The organism is Candidatus Binatus sp. (assembly GCF_036567905.1).
GTDB lineage: Bacteria > Desulfobacterota > Binatia > Binatales > Binataceae > Binatus.
Window position 1 is genome coordinate 1 of the sequence record NZ_DATCTO010000004.1, and the last position, 25,779, is coordinate 25,779.

At 63.5% G+C, this 25,779-nt stretch carries 25 protein-coding genes and 1 tRNA gene; 20 read left to right on the plus strand and 6 right to left on the minus strand.

Annotated elements, in window-relative coordinates:
* The 6 genes from VIO10_RS00350 to VIO10_RS00375 all read left to right on the plus strand — a co-directional run.
* On the plus strand, positions 1-1,199 hold a 1,199-nt coding region (locus VIO10_RS00350), incomplete at its 5' end, for a homoserine dehydrogenase (RefSeq protein WP_331957844.1).
* A gap of 42 nt (positions 1,200-1,241) precedes the next feature.
* Positions 1,242-2,306, plus strand: a complete 1,065-nt coding sequence (gene thrC, locus VIO10_RS00355; RefSeq protein ID WP_349259205.1) for a threonine synthase — start codon at positions 1,242-1,244, stop codon at positions 2,304-2,306.
* Between the two features lie 32 nt (positions 2,307-2,338).
* Positions 2,339-3,568 carry a cofactor-independent phosphoglycerate mutase gene (locus VIO10_RS00360; RefSeq protein ID WP_331957848.1) on the plus strand — a complete coding sequence of 410 codons (1,230 nt, stop codon included), beginning with the start codon at positions 2,339-2,341 and terminating at the stop codon, positions 3,566-3,568.
* A 13-nt stretch (positions 3,569-3,581) separates the two neighbouring features.
* Positions 3,582-4,535 carry a class II fructose-bisphosphatase gene (gene glpX, locus VIO10_RS00365; RefSeq protein WP_331957850.1) on the plus strand — a complete coding sequence of 318 codons (954 nt, stop codon included), beginning with the start codon at positions 3,582-3,584 and terminating at the stop codon, positions 4,533-4,535.
* A 26-nt stretch (positions 4,536-4,561) separates the two neighbouring features.
* On the plus strand, positions 4,562-4,753 hold the full coding sequence (locus tag VIO10_RS00370; RefSeq protein ID WP_331957852.1) for a hypothetical protein: 192 nt from the start codon (positions 4,562-4,564) through the stop codon (positions 4,751-4,753).
* Positions 4,754-4,756: 3 nt separating this feature from the next.
* Positions 4,757-5,548 (plus strand): class I SAM-dependent methyltransferase, encoded by a 792-nt coding sequence (locus VIO10_RS00375; protein ID WP_331957854.1) that lies wholly within the window; start codon positions 4,757-4,759, stop codon positions 5,546-5,548.
* Between the two features lie 10 nt (positions 5,549-5,558).
* Here the strand turns inward: VIO10_RS00375 and VIO10_RS00380 are convergent, their stop codons facing one another.
* Complete coding sequence (locus VIO10_RS00380; RefSeq protein ID WP_331957857.1) at positions 5,559-6,038, minus strand: hypothetical protein; 480 nt, start codon at positions 6,036-6,038, stop codon at positions 5,559-5,561.
* Between the two features lie 157 nt (positions 6,039-6,195).
* Here VIO10_RS00380 and VIO10_RS00385 point away from each other — a divergent pair, with 157 nt between their 5' ends.
* From VIO10_RS00385 to VIO10_RS00425, 9 genes are all read left to right on the plus strand, one after another.
* Positions 6,196-6,975, plus strand: coding sequence for an enoyl-CoA hydratase/isomerase family protein (locus VIO10_RS00385; RefSeq protein ID WP_331957859.1), 780 nt, complete (start codon positions 6,196-6,198; stop codon positions 6,973-6,975).
* Between the two features lie 205 nt (positions 6,976-7,180).
* Complete coding sequence (locus tag VIO10_RS00390; RefSeq protein ID WP_331957861.1) at positions 7,181-7,621, plus strand: Zn-ribbon domain-containing OB-fold protein; 441 nt, start codon at positions 7,181-7,183, stop codon at positions 7,619-7,621.
* 73 nt (positions 7,622-7,694) lie between these two features.
* Positions 7,695-8,855 carry a thiolase family protein gene (locus tag VIO10_RS00395; protein WP_331957863.1) on the plus strand — a complete coding sequence of 387 codons (1,161 nt, stop codon included), beginning with the start codon at positions 7,695-7,697 and terminating at the stop codon, positions 8,853-8,855.
* A 120-nt stretch (positions 8,856-8,975) separates the two neighbouring features.
* Entirely contained in the window at positions 8,976-9,878 is a 903-nt protein-coding gene (locus VIO10_RS00400; RefSeq protein WP_331957865.1) for a polysaccharide deacetylase family protein, read from the plus strand.
* A 23-nt stretch (positions 9,879-9,901) separates the two neighbouring features.
* On the plus strand, positions 9,902-11,158 hold the full coding sequence (hisS, locus tag VIO10_RS00405; RefSeq protein ID WP_331957867.1) for a histidine--tRNA ligase: 1,257 nt from the start codon (positions 9,902-9,904) through the stop codon (positions 11,156-11,158).
* A 65-nt stretch (positions 11,159-11,223) separates the two neighbouring features.
* Positions 11,224-13,017, plus strand: coding sequence for an aspartate--tRNA ligase (aspS, locus tag VIO10_RS00410; protein WP_331957869.1), 1,794 nt, complete (start codon positions 11,224-11,226; stop codon positions 13,015-13,017).
* Entirely contained in the window at positions 13,014-13,805 is a 792-nt protein-coding gene (locus VIO10_RS00415; RefSeq protein WP_331957871.1) for a hypothetical protein, read from the plus strand. Before aspS ends, VIO10_RS00415 begins: the two co-directional genes overlap by 4 nt.
* 204 nt (positions 13,806-14,009) lie before the next feature.
* Positions 14,010-14,633 (plus strand): NAD(P)H:quinone oxidoreductase, encoded by a 624-nt coding sequence (gene wrbA / locus VIO10_RS00420; RefSeq protein WP_331957873.1) that lies wholly within the window; start codon positions 14,010-14,012, stop codon positions 14,631-14,633.
* A gap of 20 nt (positions 14,634-14,653) precedes the next feature.
* Positions 14,654-15,349: a pirin family protein gene (locus VIO10_RS00425; RefSeq protein WP_331957875.1), complete on the plus strand. Its 696-nt coding sequence runs from the start codon at positions 14,654-14,656 to the stop codon at positions 15,347-15,349.
* A 172-nt stretch (positions 15,350-15,521) separates the two neighbouring features.
* On the opposite strand, the gene ald is transcribed toward VIO10_RS00425, so the two are convergent.
* On the minus strand, positions 15,522-16,628 hold the full coding sequence (gene ald / locus VIO10_RS00430) for an alanine dehydrogenase (RefSeq protein WP_331957877.1): 1,107 nt from the start codon (positions 16,626-16,628) through the stop codon (positions 15,522-15,524).
* A gap of 268 nt (positions 16,629-16,896) precedes the next feature.
* Between ald and gcvH the strand changes: the two genes are divergently transcribed.
* Positions 16,897-17,286, plus strand: coding sequence for a glycine cleavage system protein GcvH (gene gcvH / locus VIO10_RS00435; RefSeq protein WP_349259206.1), 390 nt, complete (start codon positions 16,897-16,899; stop codon positions 17,284-17,286).
* A gap of 16 nt (positions 17,287-17,302) precedes the next feature.
* On the opposite strand, the gene VIO10_RS00440 is transcribed toward gcvH, so the two are convergent.
* The gene (locus VIO10_RS00440) at positions 17,303-18,589 is read right to left on the minus strand and encodes a zinc-ribbon domain-containing protein (RefSeq protein ID WP_331957881.1); all 1,287 of its coding nucleotides are present in this window, start codon (positions 18,587-18,589) and stop codon (positions 17,303-17,305) included.
* Between the two features lie 125 nt (positions 18,590-18,714).
* Between VIO10_RS00440 and VIO10_RS00445 the strand changes: the two genes are divergently transcribed.
* Positions 18,715-19,839, plus strand: a complete 1,125-nt coding sequence (locus VIO10_RS00445) for a glycosyltransferase family 4 protein (RefSeq protein ID WP_331957882.1) — start codon at positions 18,715-18,717, stop codon at positions 19,837-19,839.
* A 16-nt stretch (positions 19,840-19,855) separates the two neighbouring features.
* Here the strand turns inward: VIO10_RS00445 and VIO10_RS00450 are convergent, their stop codons facing one another.
* Both VIO10_RS00450 and VIO10_RS00455 read right to left on the minus strand, forming a co-directional pair.
* Positions 19,856-20,707, minus strand: coding sequence for a glycosyltransferase family 2 protein (locus tag VIO10_RS00450; RefSeq protein WP_331957883.1), 852 nt, complete (start codon positions 20,705-20,707; stop codon positions 19,856-19,858).
* A gap of 6 nt (positions 20,708-20,713) precedes the next feature.
* Positions 20,714-21,430 (minus strand): class I SAM-dependent methyltransferase, encoded by a 717-nt coding sequence (locus VIO10_RS00455; RefSeq protein ID WP_331957885.1) that lies wholly within the window; start codon positions 21,428-21,430, stop codon positions 20,714-20,716.
* A 142-nt stretch (positions 21,431-21,572) separates the two neighbouring features.
* Here VIO10_RS00455 and VIO10_RS00460 point away from each other — a divergent pair.
* Positions 21,573-21,658 (plus strand) — tRNA-Leu (locus tag VIO10_RS00460).
* 37 nt (positions 21,659-21,695) lie between these two features.
* Here the strand turns inward: VIO10_RS00460 and VIO10_RS00465 are convergent.
* Complete coding sequence (locus VIO10_RS00465) at positions 21,696-21,953, minus strand: hypothetical protein (RefSeq protein WP_331957887.1); 258 nt, start codon at positions 21,951-21,953, stop codon at positions 21,696-21,698.
* Positions 21,954-22,204: 251 nt separating this feature from the next.
* On the opposite strand from VIO10_RS00465, the gene VIO10_RS00470 reads away from it, so the two are divergent.
* Both VIO10_RS00470 and nadC read left to right on the plus strand, forming a co-directional pair.
* Positions 22,205-24,862 (plus strand): valine--tRNA ligase, encoded by a 2,658-nt coding sequence (locus VIO10_RS00470; RefSeq protein ID WP_331957889.1) that lies wholly within the window; start codon positions 22,205-22,207, stop codon positions 24,860-24,862.
* 12 nt (positions 24,863-24,874) lie between these two features.
* Positions 24,875-25,723: a carboxylating nicotinate-nucleotide diphosphorylase gene (nadC, locus tag VIO10_RS00475; protein WP_331957891.1), complete on the plus strand. Its 849-nt coding sequence runs from the start codon at positions 24,875-24,877 to the stop codon at positions 25,721-25,723.
* Positions 25,724-25,779: the final 56 nt, after the last annotated feature.

The window sequence follows — 25,779 nt, forward strand, 5'->3', positions numbered from 1 at the left end:
TTGAGTTGGCGGCGGTGGCGGACCTGAGGGTCAAGCTGGTCGCCGCGCTTGGCGTGCCGGCGAAACTGATTACGCGCGACGCCGCGGCGGTGGTCGCGCGTCCCGATATCGATATCGTGGTCGAACTGTTTGGCGGCTACGAGCCGGCCCGCGCACTGATCATGCAGGCTCTGGCGGCGGGCAAGGACGTCGTTACCGCGAACAAGGCTTTGCTCGCAGAGCATGGCGGCGAGATTTTCCGCGAGGCCGGGATGCGCGGCCTGGCGGTCGGTTTCGAGGCAAGCGTCGGCGGCGGCGTGCCGATCATCCGCACCCTGCGCGAGGCGCTGGCCGGCGATCGCCAACGCGCGGCTTATGGAATCGTCAACGGCACCTGCAATTCCATCCTCACCACGATGACGGAGGACGGCGTCGAGTTCAGCGCCGCGCTCGCCGACGCGCAGGACAGGGGCCTGGCCGAGAAAAACCCCGCGCTCGATGTCGAGGGGCATGATTCGGCCCACAAACTTTGTCTGCTGGTCACGCTTGCCTTTGGCGTGATGGTGAAACCGGCGCAGATTTATACCGAAGGGATCACGCGGATTACGCAGGCCGACATCGCCTACGCGCGCGAGCTTGGCTACGCGATCAAACTGCTTGCCATCGGCAAGGATGACGACGGCGCGATCGAGGCGCGGGTGCATCCCACGATGATCCCACAACGCCACCTGCTGGCCGGCGTCGGCGGCGCGTACAATGCGATCTATATCCACGGCGACGCGCTCGGCGCGACAATGTATTCGGGACTCGGCGCGGGCGAGATGCCCACGGCGACGGCGGTGGTGGCCGATATGCTGGAAATCGCGCGGCATCGTCTGGCCGCAGGCTCGGCGCGGGCGCACGCGTTTGGATTTCCGATCCGCCTGATGAAGAGCGCCAGTGTCAAGCCGATGGACGACGTGGTATGCGAGTATTACCTGCGGTTCATGGCGCGGGATAAGCCCGGGGTGCTTGGCGCGATCGCGACGGTGCTCGGCCGTCACGGGCTTTCGATCGCGTCGGTGATCCAGAAGGGTCGCGGAGCGGCGCGGACGGTGCCGATTATCATGCGGACCCATGACGCGCCCGAGCGCAGCCTGAAACGCGCGCTGGCGGAGATTCGAAGGAAGAAAATCGTGCAGTCGGCCCCCGCGTTTATCCGAATCGAGGAGAAGCTTTAGGCGATGGCGTCGGACTCCAAGCGCGGATCGAAAGAGCAGCGGCTGTCTTACTGGCCCGGACTGATCGAGCATTACCGCCGCTTCCTGCCGGTGACGGATTCGACGCCGGTGGTCACCCTGAACGAAGGCAACACGCCGCTTATCGAGGTGCCCGTGCTGGCAAAGCGGCTCGGGCCAAACATCAAGGTTTACTTTAAGTTCGAAGGCGCCAACCCGACCGGCTCGTTCAAAGACCGGGGCATGACGCTGGCGATTTCGAAGGCGTTGGGCGAGGGCGCGCGCGCGGTAATCTGCGCTTCGACCGGCAACACGGCGGCGTCCGCGGCTGCCTACGCCGGACGCGCGGGGCTCAAGGCGTACGTGCTGATTCCCAAGGGCGCGGTGGCGCTTGGCAAGCTGTCGCAAAGCGTGATGCATGGCGCGCGGGTGCTCGAGGTGATTGGCAACTTCGACGTCTGCCTGAAGCTGGTGCGCGATCTTGCGGAGCGGGATCCGGTCAGGATTCGGCTGGTCAACAGTGTCAATCCCGATCGAATCGCGGGGCAGAAAACGGCGGCGTTCGAGATTTGCGATCAATTGGGCGACGCGCCGACGCATCATTTTCTGCCGGTCGGCAACGCCGGGAATATTACGGCCTACTGGGCCGGCTACCAGGAATATAAATCCGTGGGATTGAGCGAGCGGCTGCCGAAGATGATGGGCTACCAGGCGGCAGAGTCGGCGCCGATTGTGGTCGGCCATCCGATCGACGACCCGCATACCATCGCGACGGCGATCAAAATCGGCAATCCCGCGAGCTGGAAGAGCGCGACCAGCGCGCGCGACGAGTCGGGCGGGACTATCGACATCGTGACCGATTCGGAGATCCTCGCGGCGTATCGCTTGATCGCGAGCGGCGGCGTGTTCGCGGAGCCGGCGTCGGCCGCGTCGGTCGCGGGGCTGCTCAAGTACGCGGGCGCCGGGATGCTCAAGCCGGGCGCGGTCGTCGTGTGCACGCTCACCGGACACGGTTTGAAGGATCCCGACACGGCGCTCAAGAACTTAAGCAACACGATCGTGGTCGAACCGGAGTTGGCGAAAGTGCTGAAAGTTCTGGAGCGCGAATAAGCGGCGCGACTCGAAGCGGACCGATTGATGCGATGAAGTACGTCATCATACACGGCGACGGGATGGCCGATTGGCCGTGCGAGGAACTCGGCGGGATGACGCCGCTGGCGGCAGCGCACAAGCCCAACATGGACCTGATGGCGACGCGCGGGACGCTCGGGATGGTCGCAACGATTCCCAAGGGGATGCCCCCGGGCAGCGACGTCGGCACGATGACGATGCTGGGCTACGACCCGGCGCGCTATCACACCGGGCGCGCGCCAATCGAAGCGGCGAGCCAGGGAATCGAGATGGGGCCGCGCGACGTGGTGTTTCGAATGAATCTCGTATCGCTGAAGCCGGGTGACGGCGGCGCGATGATAATGAACGATTTCACCGCGGGCCATATTACCAGCGAAGAAGCCGCGCAGATCGTCGCCGACCTGCGCAAGCATCTGGCCGGCGGCGGAATCGAGTTTTTCAACGGCGTCAGCTACCGGCATCTGATGATGTGGCGCGGCGGAGTCGCGACGACCCATCTCACGCCCCCGCACGACATCACGGGCAAGCCCGTCGAGGCGTATCTGCCCAAGGGCGCGGGCGCGGATTTGCTCCGCGATCTGATGCGGCGTTCGGCGGAGATTTTGCGCGAACATCCGGTGAACAAGGCGCGCCGAGCCGGCGGCAAAACCGAGGCGACTTCGGCGTGGTTTTGGGGGCAGGGCACGCGGCCCGCGGTGCCGACGCTGAAGGAACGCTTCGGCGTCGAGGGCTCGGTGATATCGGCCGTCGATCTGGTCAACGGCCTGGGCCGGCTGGCCGGGCTGAACCTGATCAAGGTTCCGGGAGCCACCGGATTTCTCGATACCGATTACGCCGCCAAGGCGCGTTACGGTCTCGAAGCGCTCAAAGCGCGCGACTTCCTGCTGCTGCATATCGAGGCGCCCGACGAGGCCGGTCACATGGGCCGCGCCGACCTGAAGAAGGAAGCGATCGAGCGTATCGACGAGTTGATTATCGGGCCGATGCTCGCGGGACTGGGCGGCTTGGGCGAGTTTGCGATTCTGCTGATGCCGGATCACGCCACGCCGAGCCAGCTCAAGACTCATTCGCCGGAACCCGTCCCGTTCGCGCTGATGACGTCGGCGCAGTCGAAAGCGGGCGCCGGCGCGCCGCGCCGCTACACGGAAAGCGACGGTACCGCGGCGGGCCTGCTCGTCGGCGACGGCTATCACCTGATAGAATCGCTGTTCGGACGCCCGCTGAAGACTGCATCGAACTGACCTGGAGGCCCGGATGGAACGGAATCTTGCCCTCGAAGTAGTACGCGCGACGGAAGCCGCGGCGCTGGCGGCGGCGCGTTTCATCGGTAAGGGCGACGAGCGGCTGGCGGATCGAGCGGCGTGCGACGCGATGCGCAAGACGCTGAACTCGGTCGCGATGGACGGCAAGATAGTGATCGGCGAAGGCAAAGAGGGCGACGCCGAGTTTTTGTACGAGGGCGAAATCGTCGGCACCGGCGCCGGAACCGAAATTGACGTCGCGCTCGACGCGATCGAAGGTTCGCTGATCTGCGCCACCGGCGGACCCAACGCGCTGTCGTGCGTTGCGCTGGCGGAGCGCGGGCGAATCCTGCGCTGCCCCGATACTTACATGGACAAGGTCGCGTGCGGGCCCGCCGGGCGCGGCGTGATCGATATCGACAGGTCGCCGACCGACAATCTCAAGGCACTGGCCGAAGCAAAAAAAGTTTACGTCGAGGATTTGCGGGTCGCGATCCTCGACCGCCCGCGCCATGAGAAGTTGATCAATGAAGTGCGCCGCGCCGGCGCCGGGATCAAGATGCTGTCGGCCGGCGACCTGTCCGCCGCGATCGCCACCACCCGGCCGGAGAGCGAAATCGACGTGCTGATCGGAATCGGCGGCGCGCATCAGGGCGTGCTGGCCGGCGCCGCGATTCGTTCCGCCGGTGGCGAGATGCAGTGCCGCTTCGTGCCGCGCAACCCGGAGGAGGCGGAGGCGTGCCTGGCGATGGGAATCATGGATTTGAAGCATCGCTACACGCTGGAGGAACTGGCGGGAGACAACGTGATGTTCGCGGCGACGGGAGTGACCACCGGCGACTATCTGCGCGGCGTGCGATTCTTTTCCGGCGGCGCGATGACCAACAGCGTCGTGATGCGCTCGAAGACGCACACGATCCGCTTCATCGAGGCGATTCATCGTTTCGATTTCAAGCCCGAGTACTAAGCCGGCTTGCGGGAAGGTAGCTGGAAATGTGGCTGCGCGTGACGATGGATGGCAAGCCGATGATGATTAACGGTGATCGGGTGCTGAAAATCGTGGAGATCCCGGGCGGGGAAGGGCATCGCGGATGCCACGTGTATCTCTCGCTCACCGACTACCTGGTCGTCGATCAATCGCTGCGCGAGATGATGATCTCGCTCGGCTTCGAAGAGCGGCAGTAGTCCTTGCCAGATTCGCAATCGCGGCCGATCGAGGGCGACGTAGTCGTTCGCCGGCGCGGGCGAAGCGACGGACTGTTCGGCGCGATGAAGCCGGGAGTCGTGCTCGACATCCCGGCGGGCGGAGCGATCCAGTCGCGCGCGCTGTCGGCTTTGGGCTACCGCGTCGTTTCGGTCGATCTTTTTCCTGCGGCGTGGCGCGAACCGGCCGCCGCATGGGTTTGCGCGGATGCCAACGAGGCGCTGCCGTTTCGCGACGAGTCCTTCGACTACGTGCTGTCGCGCGAAGGGATCGAGCATCTCGAGGATCAGATGGGATTTCTCCGCGATTGCGCGCGCGTGATCAGGCCCGGCGGAAAGATCGTGCTGACCACGCCCAACCTGATGCATCTGTCGGCCCGGGCCAGCGGCTTTCTCACCGGGCAGCGCAATCTGCGCCGCGGCTTGATGAACGAGATTCAGACGCCGCGCAGCCGCAATCCGCGGCGGATTTATCACGGCCACGCGTTCATGCTCGACTACTATCGCGCGCGATATATGATGCGGCTGGCGGGCTTTGACCATCTCGAGGTTTACACCGACCGCTGGAGTCCCACCTCGGTGGCGATGTCGCCGTTCGTCCCGATTTTGTGGATGGCGATGAAATTTTCGGCGGCTGCATCCGCCCGCAACGCGCGCCGCCCCGGCCATCGCCCGCCGCGCGACGAGGTCACTCGCGAGATCATCGGCCACGTGCTGTCGCCGGCGCTCCTGTACGGCAAGCGGATGGTGATCGTGGCCGAGCGCGGGGCGTCCTGAGCGGATCTCGCTACATCGTTTGCAAGGCCTGGCAGGTGTTTGAATCCGGCTTGAACTGGCCGCTCAGGCACGCCAGCTTGGCCGCGCCGATCAGCGCGGGCTCGTCCCATTTCGCCGGCCACGGACCGGTGTTGACGGCAGCGCACGCCGGGTCGTTGCCCGTCGAGCACCATGAACTCAACTCACCGTGGAGGACGGCGAGTTGTTGGCACGCGTCCTGTTTGCCGGCGTTGCAAGCGGGGGTTTGCGTCTCGAGCGGCGCGGTGGATTCGATGGCAACCTTGGTGTCGCTGAGCGCCTGCACGATCGTATGACAGGCGGCCTGGTTGCCTTCATTGCATTTCTCGGCTGATTCAGCGCGAATCTTGTTGACAAATTGCTGCGCCTGCGGAGTGCATCCGGATGCGGCGGCGAGCACGATGGCGGGAGCGAGCAAGCCGGCGATCGCGCGGACGCTCGCGGCGGCATAGTCCCTGGATTTGCCTGGCACGGGCGCATTGTTTCGCGCGCGATGAGTTCCACGCAAGCAGCGGCCCGGCAAACTTCGCGCTCCGGCGGGGGTTGACAGTCAAACCGCGCAGGGCGGAACTAGAAGCGCGGGACTCGTGGCACCGCGCGGGCGGCGCGATTTTCCAAGGAGCGGGCAGGTGGACCTCAAAAATATAATTTTCGAAAAAGCCGCGATTGCGACCCTGACCGTTAACCGTCCGGCGGCGCTCAACGCGTTGAATCGCGAGGTGCTCGAGGAAATGGCGCGCGTGATTCGCGAGGTCCGCCACGACTCGTCGGTGCGCGTGCTAATCGTCACAGGCGCGGGCGATCGGGCGTTCGTCGCAGGCGCGGATATCGCCGCGATGTCCAAAATGTCGGCGGCTGACGGACTCGATTTTTCGCGCCTGGGCCATCGCGTAATGGAAAGTTTCGAGGACCTGCCGATTCCCGTCATCGCGGCGGTCAACGGCTTCGCGCTCGGCGGCGGCCTGGAGCTTGCGCTCGCGTGCGACCTGATCATCGCCAGCGATAAGGCCCGTTTCGGGCAGCCCGAGATAAATCTCGGACTCATCCCGGGCTTCGGCGGCACGCAGCGCCTGCCGCATCGAATCGGCCATAACAAGGCGCGCGAGCTGATCATGACGGGCGAGATGTTCGACGCGAAGACGGCGCTTGAACTGGGCCTCGCAAACCAGGTCGTGGCGGCCGCCGAGCTTGCCGAAAGCGCGCGCAAGCTGGCGGAAAAACTCGCGGCCAAATCCGCGGTTGCGCTGCGCCAGGCGAAGGCCGCGCTGCGGGCCGCGTTCACGATGGAAGAGGATGCCGGCTTGCGCTTCGAGCAGCAGGCGTTCGGGGTAGTGTTCGGCAGCGCGGATCGAGTCGAGGGAACCAGCGCATTCGTCGAGAAGCGGCCGCCCAACTGGCGGCACAAGTAGCCTTCGCGGGGCGCGGCGCGAGCGTCCTACCGCTCGATTTTCGCCGGCCTCGCATAACGGCCCCACGGCTCGATTTACGGCGCGGGCGCGAGGGTTGACGACTTCCAGCTCCCTGTGGGAAACTCCGGCCAAAGCGGAAGACGGCGCCGCCGCACGGGCGGCGTTAGTCATTCTGACCCATCATTGAACCGTTCGGAGGATCTGTATGGCTGAGCAGGCTCAAGCTACTGACACAGGACCGCGCCCAATTGTTCCATGGCTGAAATTGGCGCCCAAGCCCCATCTCGAAGCTATCAAGTGCGCGTGCGGCGCGATTTATATCGATCCCAAGCGCGTCGCATGCTCGAAGTGCGGCGAGACCGACAAGTTCACTCCGCTGCCCTTGTCCGACAAGGGCAAGGTGTACGTGTTCTCGGTCGTGCATCAGTCATATCCGGGAATCAAGACGCCGTTTGTGACGGCGATTGTCGATCTGCCCGAGGGCATCAGCGTCCGCGCGACTCTGACCGACGTCGATCCCGAGCAGGCGCAGAAGGAACCCAACAAGATTTTCAACCTGCCGGTTGAGTTGGTGACCGGCGTTGCGGCCAAGGATCGCGAAGGGCACGACGTAGTCGCCTTTTCATACCGGCCGAGCAAGAATTAGGGCGCCCAGCAAGCGCGCCGAGCAATATTACGACGGACCCGGGCTTGCAGCCGGGCCGCCAGGAGGAATCAAGATGCGAAATGTTTATGTTCTGGGAACCGGGATGATCAAATTCGGACGCTATCCCGACAAGACCGTCCCCCAACTCGGCGGCCAGGCGGCGATCCTCGCGCTCAGGGACGCCGGAATTTCAATCAAGGACGTCGGGATGTTCGCCTGCGGAAATCTCCAGCAGTCCAACGCGATGGTCGGACAGAGAATCCTGCAGCAGATTGGCCAGACCGGAATCCCGGTAATCAACGTCACCAACGCTTGCGCCACCGGCTCGACCGCGTTTCGCGAGGCGTATATGTCGGTCGCGTCCGGGATGTATGACATCGCGATGGCGGTTGGCGTCGAGCAGATGGGCAAGGCGGGATTGCTCGGCGGGGCAGGCGGCGGCGATCCCGCGTACGTGACCGAGGGCAAGCTCGGCTCCGGCACGATGCCCGTGGTCTTCGGCCAGGCGGGCATCGAGCATATGCGCAAGTACGGCACCAAGCTGGAGCACTTCGCAAAAATCTCGGTGAAGTCGCACAAGCACGCGACCAAGAATCCATTTTCGCAGTACCGCAACGAAGTCTCGCTCGAAGACGTGATGAATGCGCGCATGATCGCTTATCCCAACACGCTTTATATGTGTTGCCCGACCGGAGACGGCGCGGCGGCGGCGATTCTGGTCAGCGAGGACAAGCTCAAACAGCTTGCCGGCGGACGCAAGCGCGCGAAAGTGGCGGCTTCCGTGCTCACCTCGGACCCGTGGACCGATCGCGACCTCACCCTGCCCGACGTCAGCACGCTCACGCGCCGCGCGTCGAAGCAGGCCTACGAGACCGCCGGCATCGGACCCAAGGACATCGCGCTTACCGAACTGCACGACTGCTTCGCCACGGCTGAGCTGGTGCATTACGAAAACCTCGGACTGTGCGGCGAGGGCGAAGCCGGCAAGTTCATCGACTCGGGCGGCGGCATGCATCCGAGCCTCGGCGGCCATGATCCGGTCAACGTTTCGGGCGGATTGCTCTCGAAGGGGCACCCGCTCGGCGCCACCGGCGTCGCGAATATCTGCGAAGTGGTTTGGCATCTGACGCAGGACGATCGCGCGAAAGACCGCTTGGTGCCTAACGCCAAGGCGGGCCAGGCCCACGTGATCGGGCTGGGTTCCGCCTGCACGATCCATGTCCTGACGGTATAATTCAGGAAGCAACGCCTAATCGGCGCTTCGAGAGAGGGCCGCCCAAAAAAGGCGGCCCTTTTTCTTTCCCGATCGGGCCGATAAATTCGGAAGCTTGAACTCGACCGATTGAAATATTGGATGGAACCGAAGGGAAAAATTCGCAATCGCCCGCAACCGACGGCTGAACGACTCGGCTACCCGGCGGACGCGCGCGTGCTCATCCTCAATGCGGATGATTTCGGCATGTGCCACGACCAGAACGAGGGCGTCATCCGGGGCCTGACAGATGGCCTGTTTACGTCGTCAACGATTCTGGTGACGTGCCCGTGGTTCGAGGAGGCGGCGGACTTTGCGCGGACCAATCCTGCCGCCGACCTCGGCGTACATCTCACGCTGACCGCGGAATGGGATCGCTACAAGTGGGGACCAGTGCTGGGACGGCGCGCAGTGCCGTCGCTGGTGGACGAGCGCGGGTATCTATGGCAGACCGTCGCGCAGGTTTACGAGCATGCCCGCCTCGACGAGGCGGAGGCGGAACTGCGCGCGCAAATCGAAAAGGCGCTCGCCGCGGGAATCGATGCGACGCACCTCGATTCGCACATGGGGACATTGCAATTGCGCGCCGACTATCACGAGATTTACGCGCGGCTGGCCAATGAGTATCGCGTGCCGATCAGGCTGGCGTCGCGCCGGCGGATGGGCAGCGAAGGGATGGGTGCGATTCTCGATCAGCTCGACCGGTTCGGCGTCGTCACTCCCGATCATCTGGTATTCAACGGGCCGCCGTGGGTGGGCGAGACCGAGTCCTACTGGACGAATCTTATTCGCACACTTGAGCCGGGCGTGACTGAGATTTTGTGTCATCCCGCGCTCGCTCGCGACGAACTCAAGAGCTGCGCGCATGACGCTTTGCAACGCGAGGCGGACTTCCGGTACTTCACCTCCGAAAAAGCGCGCCGGCTGATCGCGGATGAGGGCGTCGCGCTCGCCGGCTTTCGCCGACTGCGCGGCTTGATGCGCGGTGACCCGGCTCGCGCGTGATGAATTGAAAACAGTGTGACAACTTGGAACTGACACGACTCAGAGGATTTCGAGATCTAATCGGCGCCGACGCGCGTGCGATGAGCCTCATCGAGGAGCGGGCTCGCGCGCTGGTCGAGCGCTATTCGATGAAAGAGGTCCGGATTCCGGTGCTGGAACGCACGCAACTCTACCTGCGCTCGACTGGCGAAACCTCGGACATCGTCGAAAAACAGATGTACACATTCGCCGATCGCGACGAAGGCGAAACGGTCGTCGCGCTGCGGCCCGAAGGCACGCCCGGCGTGGTGCGCGCATACATCGAGGCCGGGTTCGATCGCACCGAGCCCGAGCAGCGGCTGTTCTACTCGGGTCCGATGTTCCGTCGCGAACGCCCGCAGAAGGGCCGCTATCGGCAGTTCTATCAGTTTGGCGTCGAGATATTCGGCCGGCCCGACGCCGCCTGCGACGCCGAACTGCTGATAATGATTGACGACCTTTGCCGCGACCTCAAAGTTCCGTTCACCATGGAAATCAATTCCATCGGCGACCAGAAGTGCCGGCCCGCCTTTCGCAGCGCGCTCGTGCAATGGGGTCGCGCGCATTGGAACGAACTCTGCGACGACTGCCACAATCGCATCGATCGCAATCCGCTGCGTCTGCTCGACTGCAAAATTGACGCGAAGCTCGCCGAGTCGGCGCCTAATAGCCTCGATTACCTATGCGATGAATGCCGGGCACACTTCGATACCGTAAAGGGACTTTTGACCGCCGCGAGTGTCCAATACGCCGTCAATCCGCGCATGGTGCGCGGGCTGGACTATTACACGCGCACCGCGTTCGAGGTGATGGCGGGCGGCCTCGGCGCGCAGAGCACGGTCGTGGCGGGAGGACGATACGACGGGCTGGTCGAGACGATGGGTGGCGCGGCGGTTGCGGGGATCGGTTTCGCGATCGGCGTCGATCGGATGGCGCTGGCTCTGCAAGCGGCCGGGCTGGCGCCTACCGGGGCGCCGGACGCCGCGATAATTGCGATGGGGCCGGCGGCGACGCGCCATGCGATCGTCGTGGCGCGCAATCTGCGCGCTGCGAATCTGAACGTCGAGATGCTCTCGCCCGAGCGTAAGATGAAGACGTTGCTTGCGCGCGCGTCGAAGATTGGCGCGCGCGTCGCAGTAATAATCGGCGACGACGAACTGGCGCGCGGCGTCGTGCAAATCCGCGACCTGAAGCAGAGCACGCAGCGCGAAGTCGCTGTGGCGGAGGCGGCCCGCGCGATTGCGGACGCTCGCGCAGAGTGACTGTTTCTTGCGCCGCCGGGCACAGGTATTCTGCGACCACGACCAGCATTGAACTGTGATGGGTAATGCCGAAAACTGAGCAATATTCTCCGCTGCCGCCCTGGCCTCGAACCGATTACTGCGGCGCGATTCGCGCCACCGACGTTGACCGCGAGGTTGCGCTGTGGGGCTGGGTCCAGACCCGGCGCGATCACGGCGGGCTTATTTTCATCGATCTTCGCGACCGCGACGGTATCGTCCAGCTGGTGCTGAATCCCAAGCACGACGGCGCCGCCCACGCGGCGGCCGGCGACACGCGCTCGGAGTTTTACGTTGCGGTCAAGGGCAAGGTGGTGCGCCGCGCCGACGGCACCGTCAACGCGGAGCTTCCGACCGGCGAAATCGAGGTACTGGTCAGCGCATTCGAGACTCTGAGCGCGTCGGCGCCGCTGCCGTTTCAGATTGCCGACGCCGGTGCGACCGCCGAGGAAATCCGCCTCAAGCACCGCTATCTCGATCTGCGCCGCCCCGAGATGCAGCGCAACCTGCGCTGGCGCCATCAGGCGTTGCAGGCGGTTCGCAGCCATCTCGATCAAAACGGGTTCATCGACGTCGAGACGCCGATACTTTTCAAATCGACGCCCGAGGGCGCGCGCGATTACCTGGTGCCGAGCCGCGTGAACCCCGGCAAATTCTACGCGCTGCCGCAATCGCCGCAGTTGTTGAAGCAGATTCTGATGATCGGCGGACTCGATCGCTATTATCAGATAGCCCGGTGTTTCCGCGACGAGGATTTGCGCGCGAATCGCCAGCCCGAATTCAGCCAGATCGATATCGAGATGACGTGCCCGCGGCCCGAGGATATCCAATCGATCGCGGAGGGGATGATCGCGTCGGTTTATCGCAACGTGCTCGACCTGGACGTGAAGCCGCCTTTTGCGCGGATTGCGTATGCCGAGGCGATGGAACGTTTCGGCATCGACAAGCCCGATATGCGCTTCGGGCTCGAGCTGAAAAATCTCACGGCCGCATTCGCGGGGACCTCGTTCAAGGTGTTCGCGGAAATTCTCGCGCGCGCCGAATCCGTGTACGGGATAAACCTCCCGGGCGATCATGCGCTCAGCCGCCGTGAACTCGACGAGCTTGCCGAGTCGGTGAAATCGCGCCATGCGATGGGACTGGCGTGGATAAAGGCGGGCGAGGGCGGATGGCAGGGACCGATCGCAAAGTATTTGAGCGACGGCGAGAGAGCCGCGGCGACCGCGGCCTCCGGATTGAAGGCCGGCGGTACGCTGTTGATGGTCGCGGGACCGCCGGACAAGGTGCGGCCGGTTCTCGGGGACATCCGTTTGCAGCTCGCCGCGAAATTCGGTCTGGACAAATCCGGCGAGCTCAAATTTTTGTGGGTGGTCGATTTCCCGCTGTTCGATTACAGCGCCGAAGCCCAGCGCATGGTTTCCGTGAACCATCCGTTCACCGCGCCTCACCCCGGCGATCTTGCGATGCTCGAATCCGCGCCGCTCAAGGCTCGCGCACTCGCGTACGACATGGTGCTTAACGGCCAGGAACTCGGCGGCGGCTCGATTCGTATCCATAGCCGCGAGCTTCAATTGAAGGTATTTGAATTGTTGGGGCTGACCCGCGAGGAGGCGATGGATCGCTTCGGCTTTCTGCTCGACGCACTGAAATATGGAGCGCCGCCCCATGGCGGAATCGCTTTCGGAGTCGATCGGATTTGCATGATGCTGTGCGGCGCCGAGTCGCTGCGCGACGTGATTGCATTCCCCAAGACGCAAAAGGCGGTTGACCCAATGAGCGGAGCGCCGTCGCAAGTCGATCCGCGCCAGCTCAAGGAATTGTCGATCAAGGTGACGTCATGAAAGCCAGTTGGAAGGCGGGACCGGCGCGGTTGGCGCTTTTGGCGGCGGCGCTGTGGCTGGCGGGATGCACCACGATGGCGGCGGACGCGGTTAACTCCACCACCGGGGCGGTCAGCGACGCGATCAACCGCCGCGACGTGAAGACGCATGCGGTGAGCTCGATCAAAACGCTCACCATCGATCGGGTCGCGGTGATGCCGCTGATAGAAGCCGCCCCGGGTGGCGGCGAGCCGCTGGCTCCAGGAGCCGCAGAGGCGATTACCGCCGAGCTCTACAGCCAGGTCGCGGTGGCGGGTGGATGGGAACCGATCGCGGAGCAGGATGTCGAGGCGGCGCTCCAGAAGATGCCGCCGACCACGCTCACGAACCTTGACGGGAATGCGCTCCAGCTCGGCCATGATGTGTCGGCCGACGGCGTAATCTACGGCACCGTCGAACGCTACCAGGAACGGGTCGGGATGGATTACTCGGCGGCTAGCCCGGCTTCGGTGGCGTTCTCGCTGAAGTTCGTCGATCTCAAGAGCAAGCAAGTCGTCTGGACGGCGAAGTTTGCCAAGTCGCAGGCGGCTTTGAGCCAAAATCTGTTTGACCTCGCCAATTTCGTGCAGCGTTCCGGGCGCTGGGTGCGCGCCCATGAGATCGCGCTCGAGGGCGTGAAGGAAGCGGTCGCCAATCTTCATGGCGATCTCAGCCTGAATCAAAACGTCAAGCGCTTCGAAACCGGCAGCTACGGCGAGCTCAAGTCCGGACAGCAGCGCTACAACACCGGCCCGCAGGGAATCTACTAGCAGGGGTGACCCCTGCACCCAATGTTAAGAAGATCGGCACCGCCGCAGGATGCGGCCCTTGCCCTTAGCCTAACCTCTCCTTGTCCGAAGCGAGTGCCCGCCCTGAACGAAGCCGAAGGGGCGATCCGGCGCGGATACGCGGGCTAAGAGCTGCATGTTTGGCCAAGGCAAAACGGAAATTCCGGTCAAGAGGAGGCGGACGCAATGGCAGCCAAGGTACAGGTGATCTTCTACTCGATGTATGGGCACATCTACAAAATGGCCGAAGCGGTCGCCGCCGGCGTTCGCGAAGTGCCCGGCGTCGAGGTGAGTCTCTACCAGGTGCCGGAACTGGCGCCCGACGCGGTGCTTGAAAAGAGCGGCGCGAAGAAAGCCCGCGACGCGTTCGCGCACATTCCGATCGCGACGGTCAATCAGCTTCCCGAAGCTGACGCGATCATCTTTGGCACGCCGACGCGATTTGGAAACATGGCGGCGCAAATGCGCAACTTTCTCGATCAATGCGGCGGGCTATGGGTACGCAATGCGCTGGTGGGCAAAGTCGGCAGCGTTTTCGCCAGCACTGGAACCCAACACGGCGGCCAGGAAACCACCATCACCAGTTTTCATACCACGCTGCTGCATCTGGGCATGATCATCGTCGGCGTGCCATATTCCGCGAAGGGACTTTCGAACATGGGCGAAATTTCCGGCGGAACTCCCTATGGAGCGACCACGCTCGCGAACTCCGACGGGAGCCGTCAGCCGTCGAAGAACGAACTCGAGATCGCGCAGTTCCAGGGACGCCACGTCGCCGACATCGCGCGACGGCTGGTTCAGGCTCGATAGCGACAGATTTGGAGAACGCGATGATTACCTTGCGCAAAGCTTCAGAGCGAGGGCTGACCAAACTCGACTGGCTCAGTAGCCGCCATACGTTTTCTTTCGGCGACTATTTCGATCCGAAGGAGAATGGGTTCTCGGTGTTGCGCGTCATCAACGATGACTGGATCGCAGCGGCGAAGGGCTTCGGCGCCCATCCTCATCGCGACATGGAGATCATCACCTATGTGCTGGAAGGCGCGGTCGAGCATCGCGACAGCCTCGGCACGCGGAGCGTGATTCCAGCCGGCGATGTGCAACGAATGACGGCTGGAACCGGCATCCAGCACAGCGAGTTCAATCCGTCGCCGACGCAGTCGCTACATCTTCTTCAGATTTGGATTCTCCCCGAGGCGGCCGGAATCAAGCCCGGCTATGAGCAGAAGACTTTGGGCGATCGCACCAAGGGACGATTGAGCCTCGTCGCATCGCACGCGGGTGGCGACGGCGCGCTCAGGATTCATCAGGACGCCGGCTTGTATATCGGCGCACTCGATGGCGGCCAGTCGCTGGACAAAGAACTCGCCGTCGGCCGCAACGCCTACGTCCACGTCTCGCGCGGCAAGGTCAACCTCAACGGCGTCGCGCTCGCAGAAGGCGACGGTGCGAAGGTTGCCGATGAGTCGCGCTTGAAATTCGCCGCGCCTGAAGCTGCCGAAGTGCTCCTATTCGATCTTCCCTAGAGCGCGCGCTCGAATGTGGTTCTGACGACGGTGTGAGTTGCCGATTCCTGCGGAACCGGGCGGCGCCGATCAGACCCGCAGGGAATCCGTCACCAGAGGTGACCCCTGCACCCAATGTTAAGAAGAGATGCGGGACTCCGTCCAGGTTAGAAGTGGCTAAGACACGAACGCGCTATTCCCAGGGCGAGTGCGGCTTCATCTTGAGCGCCTGCGCGACCGCGGGATGCACGACATGGCCGTCGAAGGTGTTCAGCCCGTGGCGAATTGCGGGGTTGTGCAGTCCGGCCCCGAGAATCCCGTGATCCGCGATCTCCAGCGCATAGGTGAGCGTCGCATTGGTGAGCGCGTAGGTTGATGTGTGCGGCACCATCGCCGGCATGTTGGTCACGCAGTAGTGCACGACGCCGCCACGAATGAACGTCGGCCGCGCGTGCGTCGTCGGCGCGGAGGTCTCCGCGATTCCGCCTTGATCGATCGATAAATCCACGATCGCCGCGCCGCGGCGCATCCGCGCAACCATCTTTGCGCTTACCAGCCGCGGCGCGCGTGCGCCCGGGACCAGCACCGCGCCAATCACGAGATCGCAGTTGGTTACTTCCTCGTCCAGCGTCGCGCGATTCGACATCACGGTGGTCACGCGCCCGCCCAGCAGGTCGCTCAAATAGCGCAGCCTGGTCGGATTGATATCCATGATCGTCACTTCAGCGCCGACGCCGGCGGCAACCCGGCATGCGTTCAGCCCGGCGATTCCGCCGCCGACCACGACCACCTTGCCCGGCCGCACCCCTGACGCTCCGCTGAGCAGCACGCCGCGGCCGCCGCTGCGCGCCTGCAGGCACCAGGCGCCGGCCTGAATCGCCAGCCGGCCCGCGATTTCGCTCATCGGCGCCAGCAGCGGCAAGCTCGAGTCTTCGAGCTGGATCGTTTCGTAGCCGACCGCCGTCACGCGGCGGTGAATCAACTCGCGCGAAAGACGCCGGTCCGCAGCCAGATGGAGATAGGTAAAAAGAATCAACCCCGGGCGCATCAGCGGATATTCCGGCGGCTGCGGCTCCTTGACCTTCAGGATCAGGTCGGCGCGGCGCCACACGCCGGGCGCGGCGGTTACGATCGATGCGCCCGCTTTGCGATAATCGCGGTCGGCAAATCCGCTGCCGATGCCGGCCCCGGCCTGGACCGTCACGCGATGACCGTGCACGCGCAGCGCCGCCACGCCGGCCGGAGTCAGCGACACGCGCCGCTCGTCGGATTTGATTTCGGTGGGAATTCCAACATTCATGCAGCCAGGTCCTCCGGGTGCGCGCGATCGGCCGATCTCATCCGCTTGGCATCGACGATACGGCGCATGAAGAGCGGCAGGCAATCGCGGCGGCTAACGCCATCGACGCGAACAGTCAAGAGTCACGCGTGTGATCGATGCCCGCGATGGCGCGAAGCGGAACTTGACAAGACTGACTCCACTGCCTTTCATGAGCATTGATGTGACCGCGATCGGCCTGGCGCGAAACGGCCGCAAAGCGCGCACCGCTCACGATTCCGGAGGAGTCATGGAGATCCCGCAGGGGCTTAAATATTCGAAAGAGCACGAATGGGTCGCGACTGAAGAGGTCGTTGCGACCGTTGGAATCACCGATCATGCGCAAGACCAGTTGGGCGAGATCGTGTATATCGAATTGCCCGCGGTCGGCGACAAGATCAGCAAGGACGATCCGTTCGGCGTCGTCGAGTCGGTCAAGGCGGTCTCGGATATTTACGCGCCCGTCACCGGAACCGTCATCGAGATCAACGAGGACCTGCGCGAGAGCCCCGAAACCGTCAACGAAGACCCGTACGGCGACGGATGGCTGATCAAGGTGAAAATCACGGACCTGAGCGATCTCGAAGACCTGATGGACGCCGACGAATACGGGGAACTGCTCGCGCGCGAGAAGGAATAATCGCGGTGCTTGAGGTTCAGGCCGGCGGCCGGGAGCTTGCGCTGGAATCGGGGGCGGCCGCCGCCGGGGCGGCCTTTGACACCGAGATTCTAATCTTGGCGGCGCCCGCGGGAGGATTTATGAACACCATCAGGAAAGCAGCCGATGCCGATGACTCCATCGCGAATGCCTTCTGCGGACTCAACCCCTGAGAGAATTCGATTTCGCGCGGCGTCATCTCGCCAAGCATCTTGGCCGAGAGCTCGTTGCCGCAATAGACGGCCTGGCTGGCGATCGGATGCGCGCCGTCGCCAATCAGATCGCCGTCGATCTCGACCAGATGCAACGGACGGGTTCCGACGTTCTGCGCGTCGCCGCTTATCACCAACGCGACATGGCCGCCCTTGAGCGTGTAATACTCCGAGCGGACGTCATGCAGCGCCACCAGCATCGCGGGTACGATTGGACGCGCGAAGTAACCGCCGATTCGCGGAGCCTCGCTGAGAATGCGCGCGCTGGCGGCGGGCTCGCCGCAGATGAGCGCGCTCGCAGCGAGGAAAACGATCGCTACAAAGAAAAACGTCGCGAGAAAAAATCCCGACGCATGAGTTGCGCCGGCCGCCGCCGCCTCGGCGCCTCCGTCGCCGAGCTGTCCCAGCTGGAACCCCGCGGGTTTCGCCGGCGGCTGTGCGAACCGGGGCGCTGCCGCACGCGCAGGCGCTGCCGCGTGACGCACCGGATTGGGCGCCGGGCGCGGAGCGGGCTCCGGCTCGGCGATCATGGTCGGGGCTTGGCGAATCGGCGCGGATTCGAACTCAGCCGGCGTATCGCCCACCTGCCATCCGCCGTTGTCGGGTTCGAGGCGCTCGAGCTCGTGCTCCGGCGGCGCGTCGCCGATTTCATTGCGCTCGTCGCTGAAATCGAATTTCAGATTTTCGCCGGTGTCGGCTTTCTGCTCGCGGTCGCCGAAGGGGCGATTGAGCGGATCGTCGGCTTCCGGTTCGCGCCGGTCTTGCTCGCGTCGAACTTCCGGCTCGGGCGGATTCGGTGGCCGCAACTCCGCGCTATGCTCGCGTTTGACTACGTCGCTTTCGACCGGAGACTTGAGCGCGCCTGCTCGCGGCCGCGCGGGACGGATCGTGCGCGCCGGCTGAGATTCACTTTCGGCCGCTTGTGGAACCGGTGTGCGCACTCTTGCAGGTACCGCGGCCGCATTGAACACATGGCCGCATCGCGAGCACTTGAAGGTCGGTGTATCGTCGGGCAGGACCCGCTCATCAATCCGGTAGCGGGTGTGGCAACTGGTGCATTGAATTTCGATCATTCCCCCACCTCACATCCCGCCGATGAAATTATCACACGGCAAGGGGTCGCGCAGCTTTTGCGCGCGCCGCTTTTGCGCGCGCCGCGCAAAACCGATTCGGTGGCGATGCCGCGGAGTGCCGTTCAATGCGGATAGCCTTGCTGACGCGCCGTTTCGATAGCGCGGGCGGCGGCACCGAGCGCGATTTGATCGTTACGGCGGAAGCGCTGCGCGCGGCGGGCCATCAAATTACGATTTTCGCAGGCGAGATCCGCGGCGCGACCGGCCAGTGGGATGTCCATCGCGTCGGCGCTGGCCCAGGCTTGGGACGCGCGTTGTCGCTGATGCGATTTGCATGGGCTGCTGCGCCCGCGGCGCGCCGCGCAGGGGCCGAGCTGGTGCTGAGTTTCGCGCGATGCGTCGGCGCGGACGTGATGCGCTCGGGCGGCGGCGCGCATGCCAGTTACATCCGCGCGGCGCGAAAATGGCGCGGCGCGCTCGGCGCGTCTGCGATGCGTATCAGCCCGTATCATCGGGTGCAGATGCTGGTCGAGCGCCAGGCCTTCCGAAGTCCCGGCCTGAAACGCGTGATCGCGGTGTCGGATTTCGTTCGCAGGGATCTGATTCGGGAATTCGGCCTTGCGCCTGAAAAAACGGTAACGATCTACAACGGCGTCGATCTCGATCGCTTCCGGCCCGCCGCCGATCCGTCCGAGCGCGCGGCTATCCGCCAGAAGTTTGCAGTTCCGGGCAGTGCCCGGGTGGTCGCCTTTGTTGGCAATGGCTTCGCGCGCAAGGGATTGGGATTCCTCATCGAAGCATGGCCGCTGGTCGCGGGCGGAGCGTTCTTATTGGTGGTCGGCGCCGATCGAGCCGCCGACAAATTCGAGCGCCGCGCGGGCGCCCTCCACGTCGGCGCTCGAGTGGTCTTCGCGGGTCCACAACCCAACGTCGAGGCTATGTTTCACGCGGCGGACGCGTTTGCGATGCCGTCGCTGTTCGAACCGTTCGGCAACGCCGTGATGGAAGCGATGGCCAGTGGATTGCCCGTGATGACCAGCGCGTTCTCGGGGGTTGCGGAGTTGATCCCGCCCTCGATGCGCGGGTTTAGAGTCGAGAACCCCGACGACGTGGGCGAGGTCGCGCTTCGTCTGGGCGCCTTGTTTGACGCGCCCGCAAGTCTTGGCGCTGAGGCTCGCGAGACGGCTGCGAAATTTACCTGGACGCGCTACGCAAACGAATTGAACGCGCTGATCGAGTCGATAGGGTAGGGCGCGCGGCGCATTTCTAGCCGGCGAGACCGTCGAACATTCCACGCGCGATTGCGAGCCTGCGTTCCTCGCGCGCGATTCGCCCGATGCCGGCGCCCGTCAACTGCGCAATCCGCAGTCGTGTCATCGCGATCGCGTTCTTCAGGATCACGTCCAGGCTGGAATGCTTCTCATGCAGCATGCGGCACCGGCCGCGCTCGCGCGCAATTCTGATGAATCGTTCGCGATTGGCACGTGCGGCGTCGACTTCGTGATAGACGAGCGCCTCGGGCGCGTATCCGATCCGAAAGCCCGCGCGCCGGATCCGCTGCGACATCTCGGTTTCCTCTTCGTGCCCGCCCGCGCCCGGACCGAGGCGCTCGTCGAACGGTCCCACTTGCTTAAGCATGCCGGCACGAAAAGCCATATTTGCGCCGAGCACTCCGCGCACCTCGATTACTTCTTCGCCATGGTCGGCGATCGGCAGATCGAGGTACACTGCCATCGGCCCGACCTTTTTTTCGGGGTCTTCAGCCGGAAGGATTCGCCCCTTCATCGCGGCGAATTCGCGATGGGTGTCAAAGAACCGCTCGACCGCCTCAAGATAGCCCGGCGCGACGATCAGATCGTCGTCGAGGAAGACGAGGATTTCGCTTTCGCCGGCCGCATCCGCGATTGCGCGATTCTGAATGCGGCATTTTCCGGCGCGGGGCTCGTGCAGATGCTTGAGCGCCGCGCCTTCGAGCGACAGCTCCATCGGCGCCGGCGTGCCGTTTTCGGCGACGATTAGCTCGCGCGAACCAGTCGCGAGTTCGGGCGCGAGGCTTGCCATCAGCCGCCGAAGCGAGTCGGGCCTGGCGTGAGTCGCGACGATGACAGAGGTCTTCAATGCGCTTCAGTCTTGACCCGAATCGGAGCTATCCGCCTTGCGGAACCGCATGATGATATTTTCGTCCATCAGCAGGCTCGCGCTGGTCATGAACCGCAGCAGCTCACGATTGATTCTGCGCTGCGCCGGTTCTTTTGCGCGCCCGTAGAGCATCCACGAGAAGCCCGCGATCAACGGCCACAGAATCGGCGCAAAGATTCGCGACCGCAACTTGCGCCGGCTGCGCCCGAGCGCCTCCATCCGAAGTCCCGCCCCCCATGCGATCCAATGCAGGTCGTTGAGGCCCATCACGTGCCAGTTGCGGCCGTCGGCGACGCGATAGCGGTACGCCAGCGGCGCACGCCGTCCCTTGTAGTAGCCGCTCAGCAAGTAATGTATTCGCGAGCTGACGTTCAGGCGATTGGGCGTGGTGACGATCGCGACCGCGCCCGGCCGCATCACGCGCGCTATTTCACCGAGCGCGTGCGGGATGTCGGCGAGATGCTCGATCACTTCGAGCATCATCACCAGGTCGAAGCGCGCCGGGCGAAACGGCAGATCGTGATTGAGGTTGACCGCCACCCAGCCGGGTTTGCGGGTTCGATACTCGGTCGATACTACCCGCCATCCGCGCTCCGCAAGCAGACGGCTCGACAGGCCGTCGCCCGCACTCAAGTCCAGCGCGAGCGATGACGGCGTCGGCGCCGGCGCAAGCGCAATCGCGCCGCGAACCCGTTCACTCATCGCAACCGCAAATTGTGTTTCACTTTTTTACTTTTTCGCTTTTTCACCGGCGCCGCGCGCTCAAGCCGCCCGCGCGAATATTGGAATCCCGTCTTGAATTGGAATCATCAGCCGGTTAAACGGTATACTCTTGCCCTCGCACGCGAGAGTGGCGGAATGGCAGACGCGCAAGGCTCAGGACCTTGTGAGCGCAAGCTCGTAGGGGTTCAAGTCCCCTCTCTCGCACCAATCCGTTTTTCACTGGCGCCGCGAAGTCGCGGCGTGCTCAATAGGCCGAAGGGATCTCGGCATGCGAGGTCTTGTCGCCTGACTTTTCCGGTTCGTGGCATTTTTCGACATCCTTGACGCTGCCGCCGATGGCCGACGCGATCTCAGCATCGGAGCGACCCGATTCCGTTTGCAACTTCACGACGTTGCAATCGACGTGGTCACTGGAAATCGAGCCGCAACCCGACATTGCGCCCGCGAGAAGCAGCGTTACAAACGCGGCTGCCATACCCAATTTGCTAAATCTGTCCGCCATCGAAATATCCCCTCCGGAGTCGAATTCAGCCCATCCCCAGGAATCCCGGCATGCGCACGATATTATTAACCGGCGCGCTTTTACAAGCCGTTTGATCGACCGGGCGCCTCGGCGTCAAAGCAGCGCGCTTGAGAGGTGACCGGCAGGACAATATGATTTGAGATCGAAGGGCGCGCCGCGCCCTTTTTTCGACGGAGCGATTCCGGCATCGCATAAAATATCGCAGGCTCGGCGGGGTCAGGATACTCACGGTGGATTTGCCCAAGACATTTGATTCGAAGTCCGCTGAAGAAAGATGGTTTCAGCAGTGGATCGATCTCGGCTACTTTAAGGCCGATCCCGCGCGCGAGGGTAAAGTCTTCTCGGTCGTGATTCCACCGCCGAACATCACCGGTCAGCTCCATCTCGGCCACGCGCTCAACGTCTCGCTCCAGGACATCATCGTGCGCGCGCGCCGGATGCAGGGGTACAACACGCTGTGGCTGCCCGGCACCGATCACGCCGGAATCGCGACGCAAAACGCGGTCGAGAAGAGCCTTGCGAAGGATGGCAAGAACCGTCATCTGCTCGGCCGCGACGCATTCGTGGATCGCGTCTGGCAATGGCGCGCGACTTACGGCGATCGAATCCTGAATCAGTTGCGCAGGCTTGGCGCGTCATGCGACTGGAGCCGCGAGCGCTTCACGCTCGATCCGGGTCTTTCGCGCGCCGTGACGAAAGTCTTCGTCGATCTTTACAACAAGGATCTCATCTACCGCGCCAAGCGGCTGATCAACTGGTGTCCGCGATGCGAGACGGCGCTGTCCGATCTCGAAGTCGATCACAAGGACGTTGCGGGCAGCCTTTGGTACATTCGATATCCATTCGCGGACGGCAGCGGCGCGATCACCATAGCGACGACGCGGCCCGAGACGATGCTCGGTGACACCGCGGTCGCGGTGAATCCCGGCGACGAGCGCTACCAATCGTACGTCGGCAAGACCATTCGTCTGCCGCTGATGGGCCGCGAGATAAAGATCATTGCCGACGACGCGATCGATCGCGAATTCGGCACCGGCGCGCTGAAAGTGACACCGGCCCACGACCCGGTGGACTTCGAGTTGGGCAAGCGTCACGGCCTCGATCAGGTCCCGGTGCTCGACGGCAAAGGGCGGATCAACGAAAACGGCGGCGTGTATCGCGGACTCACGCGCGAGGATGCGCGCAAGCAAATCGTCAAGGACCTCGAAGACGCCGGCCTGCTCGAAAAGATCGAGCCGCATTCGCACGCGGTCGGCGTGTGCTCGCGATGCGACACGATCGTCGAGCCGATGCTCTCCGAGCAATGGTTCATGCGGATGCGGGAGATGGCCGATCGCGCGATCGAAGCGGTGCGCAAGGGCGACACGACCTTCCATCCGAAGTTCTGGGAGAACACGTTTTTCAACTGGCTCGAGAACATCCACGACTGGTGTATCTCGCGTCAGCTATGGTGGGGCCATCGGATTCCCGCCTATCGATGCGCGCGATGCGACCATCTGATTGTCGCGGCCGAGCGGCCATCGCGATGCGCCGAGTGCGACGGCTCCGACATCATCCAGGACGACGACGTGCTCGACACCTGGTTCAGCTCGGGCCTGTGGCCGATGTCCACGCTGGGATGGCCGGACGACACGCCCGAGTTTCATCGCTACTACCCGACCAGCCTGCTGCTGACGGGATTCGACATCATCTTTTTCTGGGTCGCGCGCATGATGATGTTCGCGCTGGAGCTCACGGACAAGGTGCCGTTCAAGGACGTGTACATCACGCCGCTGGTGCGCGACGAACTTGGCAAGAAGATGACCAAGTCGAAGGGCAACGTCGTTGACCCACTCGATTTGATGGAACAGTACGGAGCGGACGCGGTCCGCTTCACGCTGGCGCAGTTGGCTGCGCAGGGGCGCGACGTAATCCTGTCGCACGACAGATTCGCGGCGTCGCGGGCATTCGCCAACAAGATTTGGAACGCGGCGCGATTCGTGATGATGAATCTCGACGGCGCGCCCGCGCCAATCGCGAAAGTTGAAATCGCGAAGCTGGGATTGGCCGAGCGATGGATTCTGTCGCGACTCGACGACACGACCCGCGAAGTAACCCGGTCGATCGACGCGTACGAATTCAACCTCGCGGCGATGAAGCTGTACCAGTTCATCTGGCACGAGTTCTGCGATTGGTATATCGAGCTGTCCAAGGAGCCGCTCAAGGCCGGCGGCGAGCGCCAGGCGGCGGCGCGATGGGTGCTGGTCAACGTATTCGACAAGATGCTGCGCTTGTTGCATCCGTTCATGCCGTTCGTGACCGAGGAAATCTGGCAGGTGATTCGGCCATACCTGGACGAGCCGAATCTCGCGGCGCATCTGCCGATTGCGAAGTATCCCGAAGCGTCGGCAAACAATCCGCTGTCACCGGCGGAAGAAACCGCGATGAATCACTGCATCGAGGCGACCGAGGCGATCAACTCGCTGCGCTCGCTGCTCGGATGGCATCCCGGCCAGCGCGTCACGGCGGTGATTAAGGCGGGAGACGCGACCGATGCAAGCGAGCTCGAGACGTGGCGGCCCTATGCCACGGCGCTCGCAAAACTCGAAACCGTGAAGGTCGGTACATCGTCGGGAGATCGCGCAGTGTTCTCGCACCTGGCGTGGGCAGACGTTGGAGTTGACGCGCCCGAGGGGTACGACTTCCAAGTCGCTCGTCAGAAGCTACAGAAACAACTCGACGAAGTCGGCAAGCACGCCGCCCAGCATGAAGCGCGGTTGAACGATTCCCGTTTTATGACCAAAGCCGATCCCGAAGCGCGAGTTGAAGTCGCGCAGCGATTCGAAAGTCTGCAGGCGCAGCGAAAGTTGTTGAGCGAACAATTGCGGCAACTCGAGGAACGCGCCTGAGAGTCAGGTGGCATGGAACTGTTCAAGCAATTCGATCCCACCGAACTCATCAAGCGGGCGCTGGCCGAGGACGTGGGGCAGGGCGATATCACGACGGCTGCGACCGTCGCGCCGGGCGCGATGGGCCGCGCGCGAATCACCGTCAAAGAACCGCGAATGATTCTCGCCGGCGGCATCCTGATTGAACCCGTGATGCGCCTGGCGGGCGCCGAGCCGAGCATGGTTGCGCTGGCGCCCGAAGGCGCGGAACTGAAAGCCGGCGCCGTACTCGCGGAGATCGAGGGCAAGCTCGCGGGACTGCTGATCGGCGAGCGCACGGCGCTCAACTTCGTGCAGTTGCTCTCGGGAATCGCGACCACGACGCGGGCGTTCGTCGATGCGATCGCAGGCACCCATGCCAAGATCCTCGACACGCGCAAGACTCATCCCGGCCTGCGCGTCGTCGAGAAGTACGCGGTCCGTGTCGGCGGCGGGCACAACCATCGCCTGGGCCTGGACGGCGGCGTGCTGATCAAGGAAAACCATATCGCGGCGGCGGGCACGGTGACGAAAGCCATCGAAGGTGCCCGCCGGCTGGCGCCGCACACGCTGAAAATCGAGATCGAATGCGAGACGCTCGGGCAAGTTGAAGAAGCACTTAAAGCCGGCGCCGATGCGATCCTGCTCGACAACATGACGCTCGACAACGTCCGCAAAGCGCGCGCGATGGCGCCGAAGAGTGTTCAGCTCGAAGTCTCCGGAGGCGTGACACTGCAGAGTGTTCGCGCGATCGCGGAGGCGGGCGCCGATTTAATTTCCGTTGGTGCCCTGACTCATTCGGCGCGATTTCTGGATATCAGCATGAGAATCGACGCGGTCTGATTGGCGGTCCCCGCTCGGTGCTACGCGGCTGCGGATTCGCTGAAAAAACTTAAAGT

Excerpts from the sequence above, each read along its gene's own strand:
- wrbA (WP_331957873.1), top strand. The coding sequence starts at position 14,010 with ATGGCAGCCAAGGTACAGGTGATCTTCTACTCGATGTATGGGCACATC.
- VIO10_RS00440 (WP_331957881.1), bottom strand. The coding sequence starts at position 18,589 with ATGATCGAAATTCAATGCACCAGTTGCCACACCCGCTACCGGATTGAT.
- VIO10_RS00395 (WP_331957863.1), top strand. The coding sequence starts at position 7,695 with ATGCGAAATGTTTATGTTCTGGGAACCGGGATGATCAAATTCGGACGC.
- VIO10_RS00400 (WP_331957865.1), top strand. The coding sequence starts at position 8,976 with ATGGAACCGAAGGGAAAAATTCGCAATCGCCCGCAACCGACGGCTGAA.
- VIO10_RS00370 (WP_331957852.1), top strand. The coding sequence starts at position 4,562 with ATGTGGCTGCGCGTGACGATGGATGGCAAGCCGATGATGATTAACGGT.
- VIO10_RS00455 (WP_331957885.1), bottom strand. The coding sequence starts at position 21,430 with ATGAGTGAACGGGTTCGCGGCGCGATTGCGCTTGCGCCGGCGCCGACG.
- VIO10_RS00425 (WP_331957875.1), top strand. The coding sequence starts at position 14,654 with ATGATTACCTTGCGCAAAGCTTCAGAGCGAGGGCTGACCAAACTCGAC.
- gcvH (WP_349259206.1), top strand. The coding sequence starts at position 16,897 with ATGGAGATCCCGCAGGGGCTTAAATATTCGAAAGAGCACGAATGGGTC.
- glpX (WP_331957850.1), top strand. The coding sequence starts at position 3,582 with ATGGAACGGAATCTTGCCCTCGAAGTAGTACGCGCGACGGAAGCCGCG.
- VIO10_RS00360 (WP_331957848.1), top strand. The coding sequence starts at position 2,339 with ATGAAGTACGTCATCATACACGGCGACGGGATGGCCGATTGGCCGTGC.
- VIO10_RS00390 (WP_331957861.1), top strand. The coding sequence starts at position 7,181 with ATGGCTGAGCAGGCTCAAGCTACTGACACAGGACCGCGCCCAATTGTT.
- VIO10_RS00445 (WP_331957882.1), top strand. The coding sequence starts at position 18,715 with ATGCGGATAGCCTTGCTGACGCGCCGTTTCGATAGCGCGGGCGGCGGC.
- VIO10_RS00415 (WP_331957871.1), top strand. The coding sequence starts at position 13,014 with ATGAAAGCCAGTTGGAAGGCGGGACCGGCGCGGTTGGCGCTTTTGGCG.
- ald (WP_331957877.1), bottom strand. The coding sequence starts at position 16,628 with ATGAATGTTGGAATTCCCACCGAAATCAAATCCGACGAGCGGCGCGTG.
- VIO10_RS00465 (WP_331957887.1), bottom strand. The coding sequence starts at position 21,953 with ATGGCGGACAGATTTAGCAAATTGGGTATGGCAGCCGCGTTTGTAACG.
- aspS (WP_331957869.1), top strand. The coding sequence starts at position 11,224 with ATGCCGAAAACTGAGCAATATTCTCCGCTGCCGCCCTGGCCTCGAACC.
- nadC (WP_331957891.1), top strand. The coding sequence starts at position 24,875 with ATGGAACTGTTCAAGCAATTCGATCCCACCGAACTCATCAAGCGGGCG.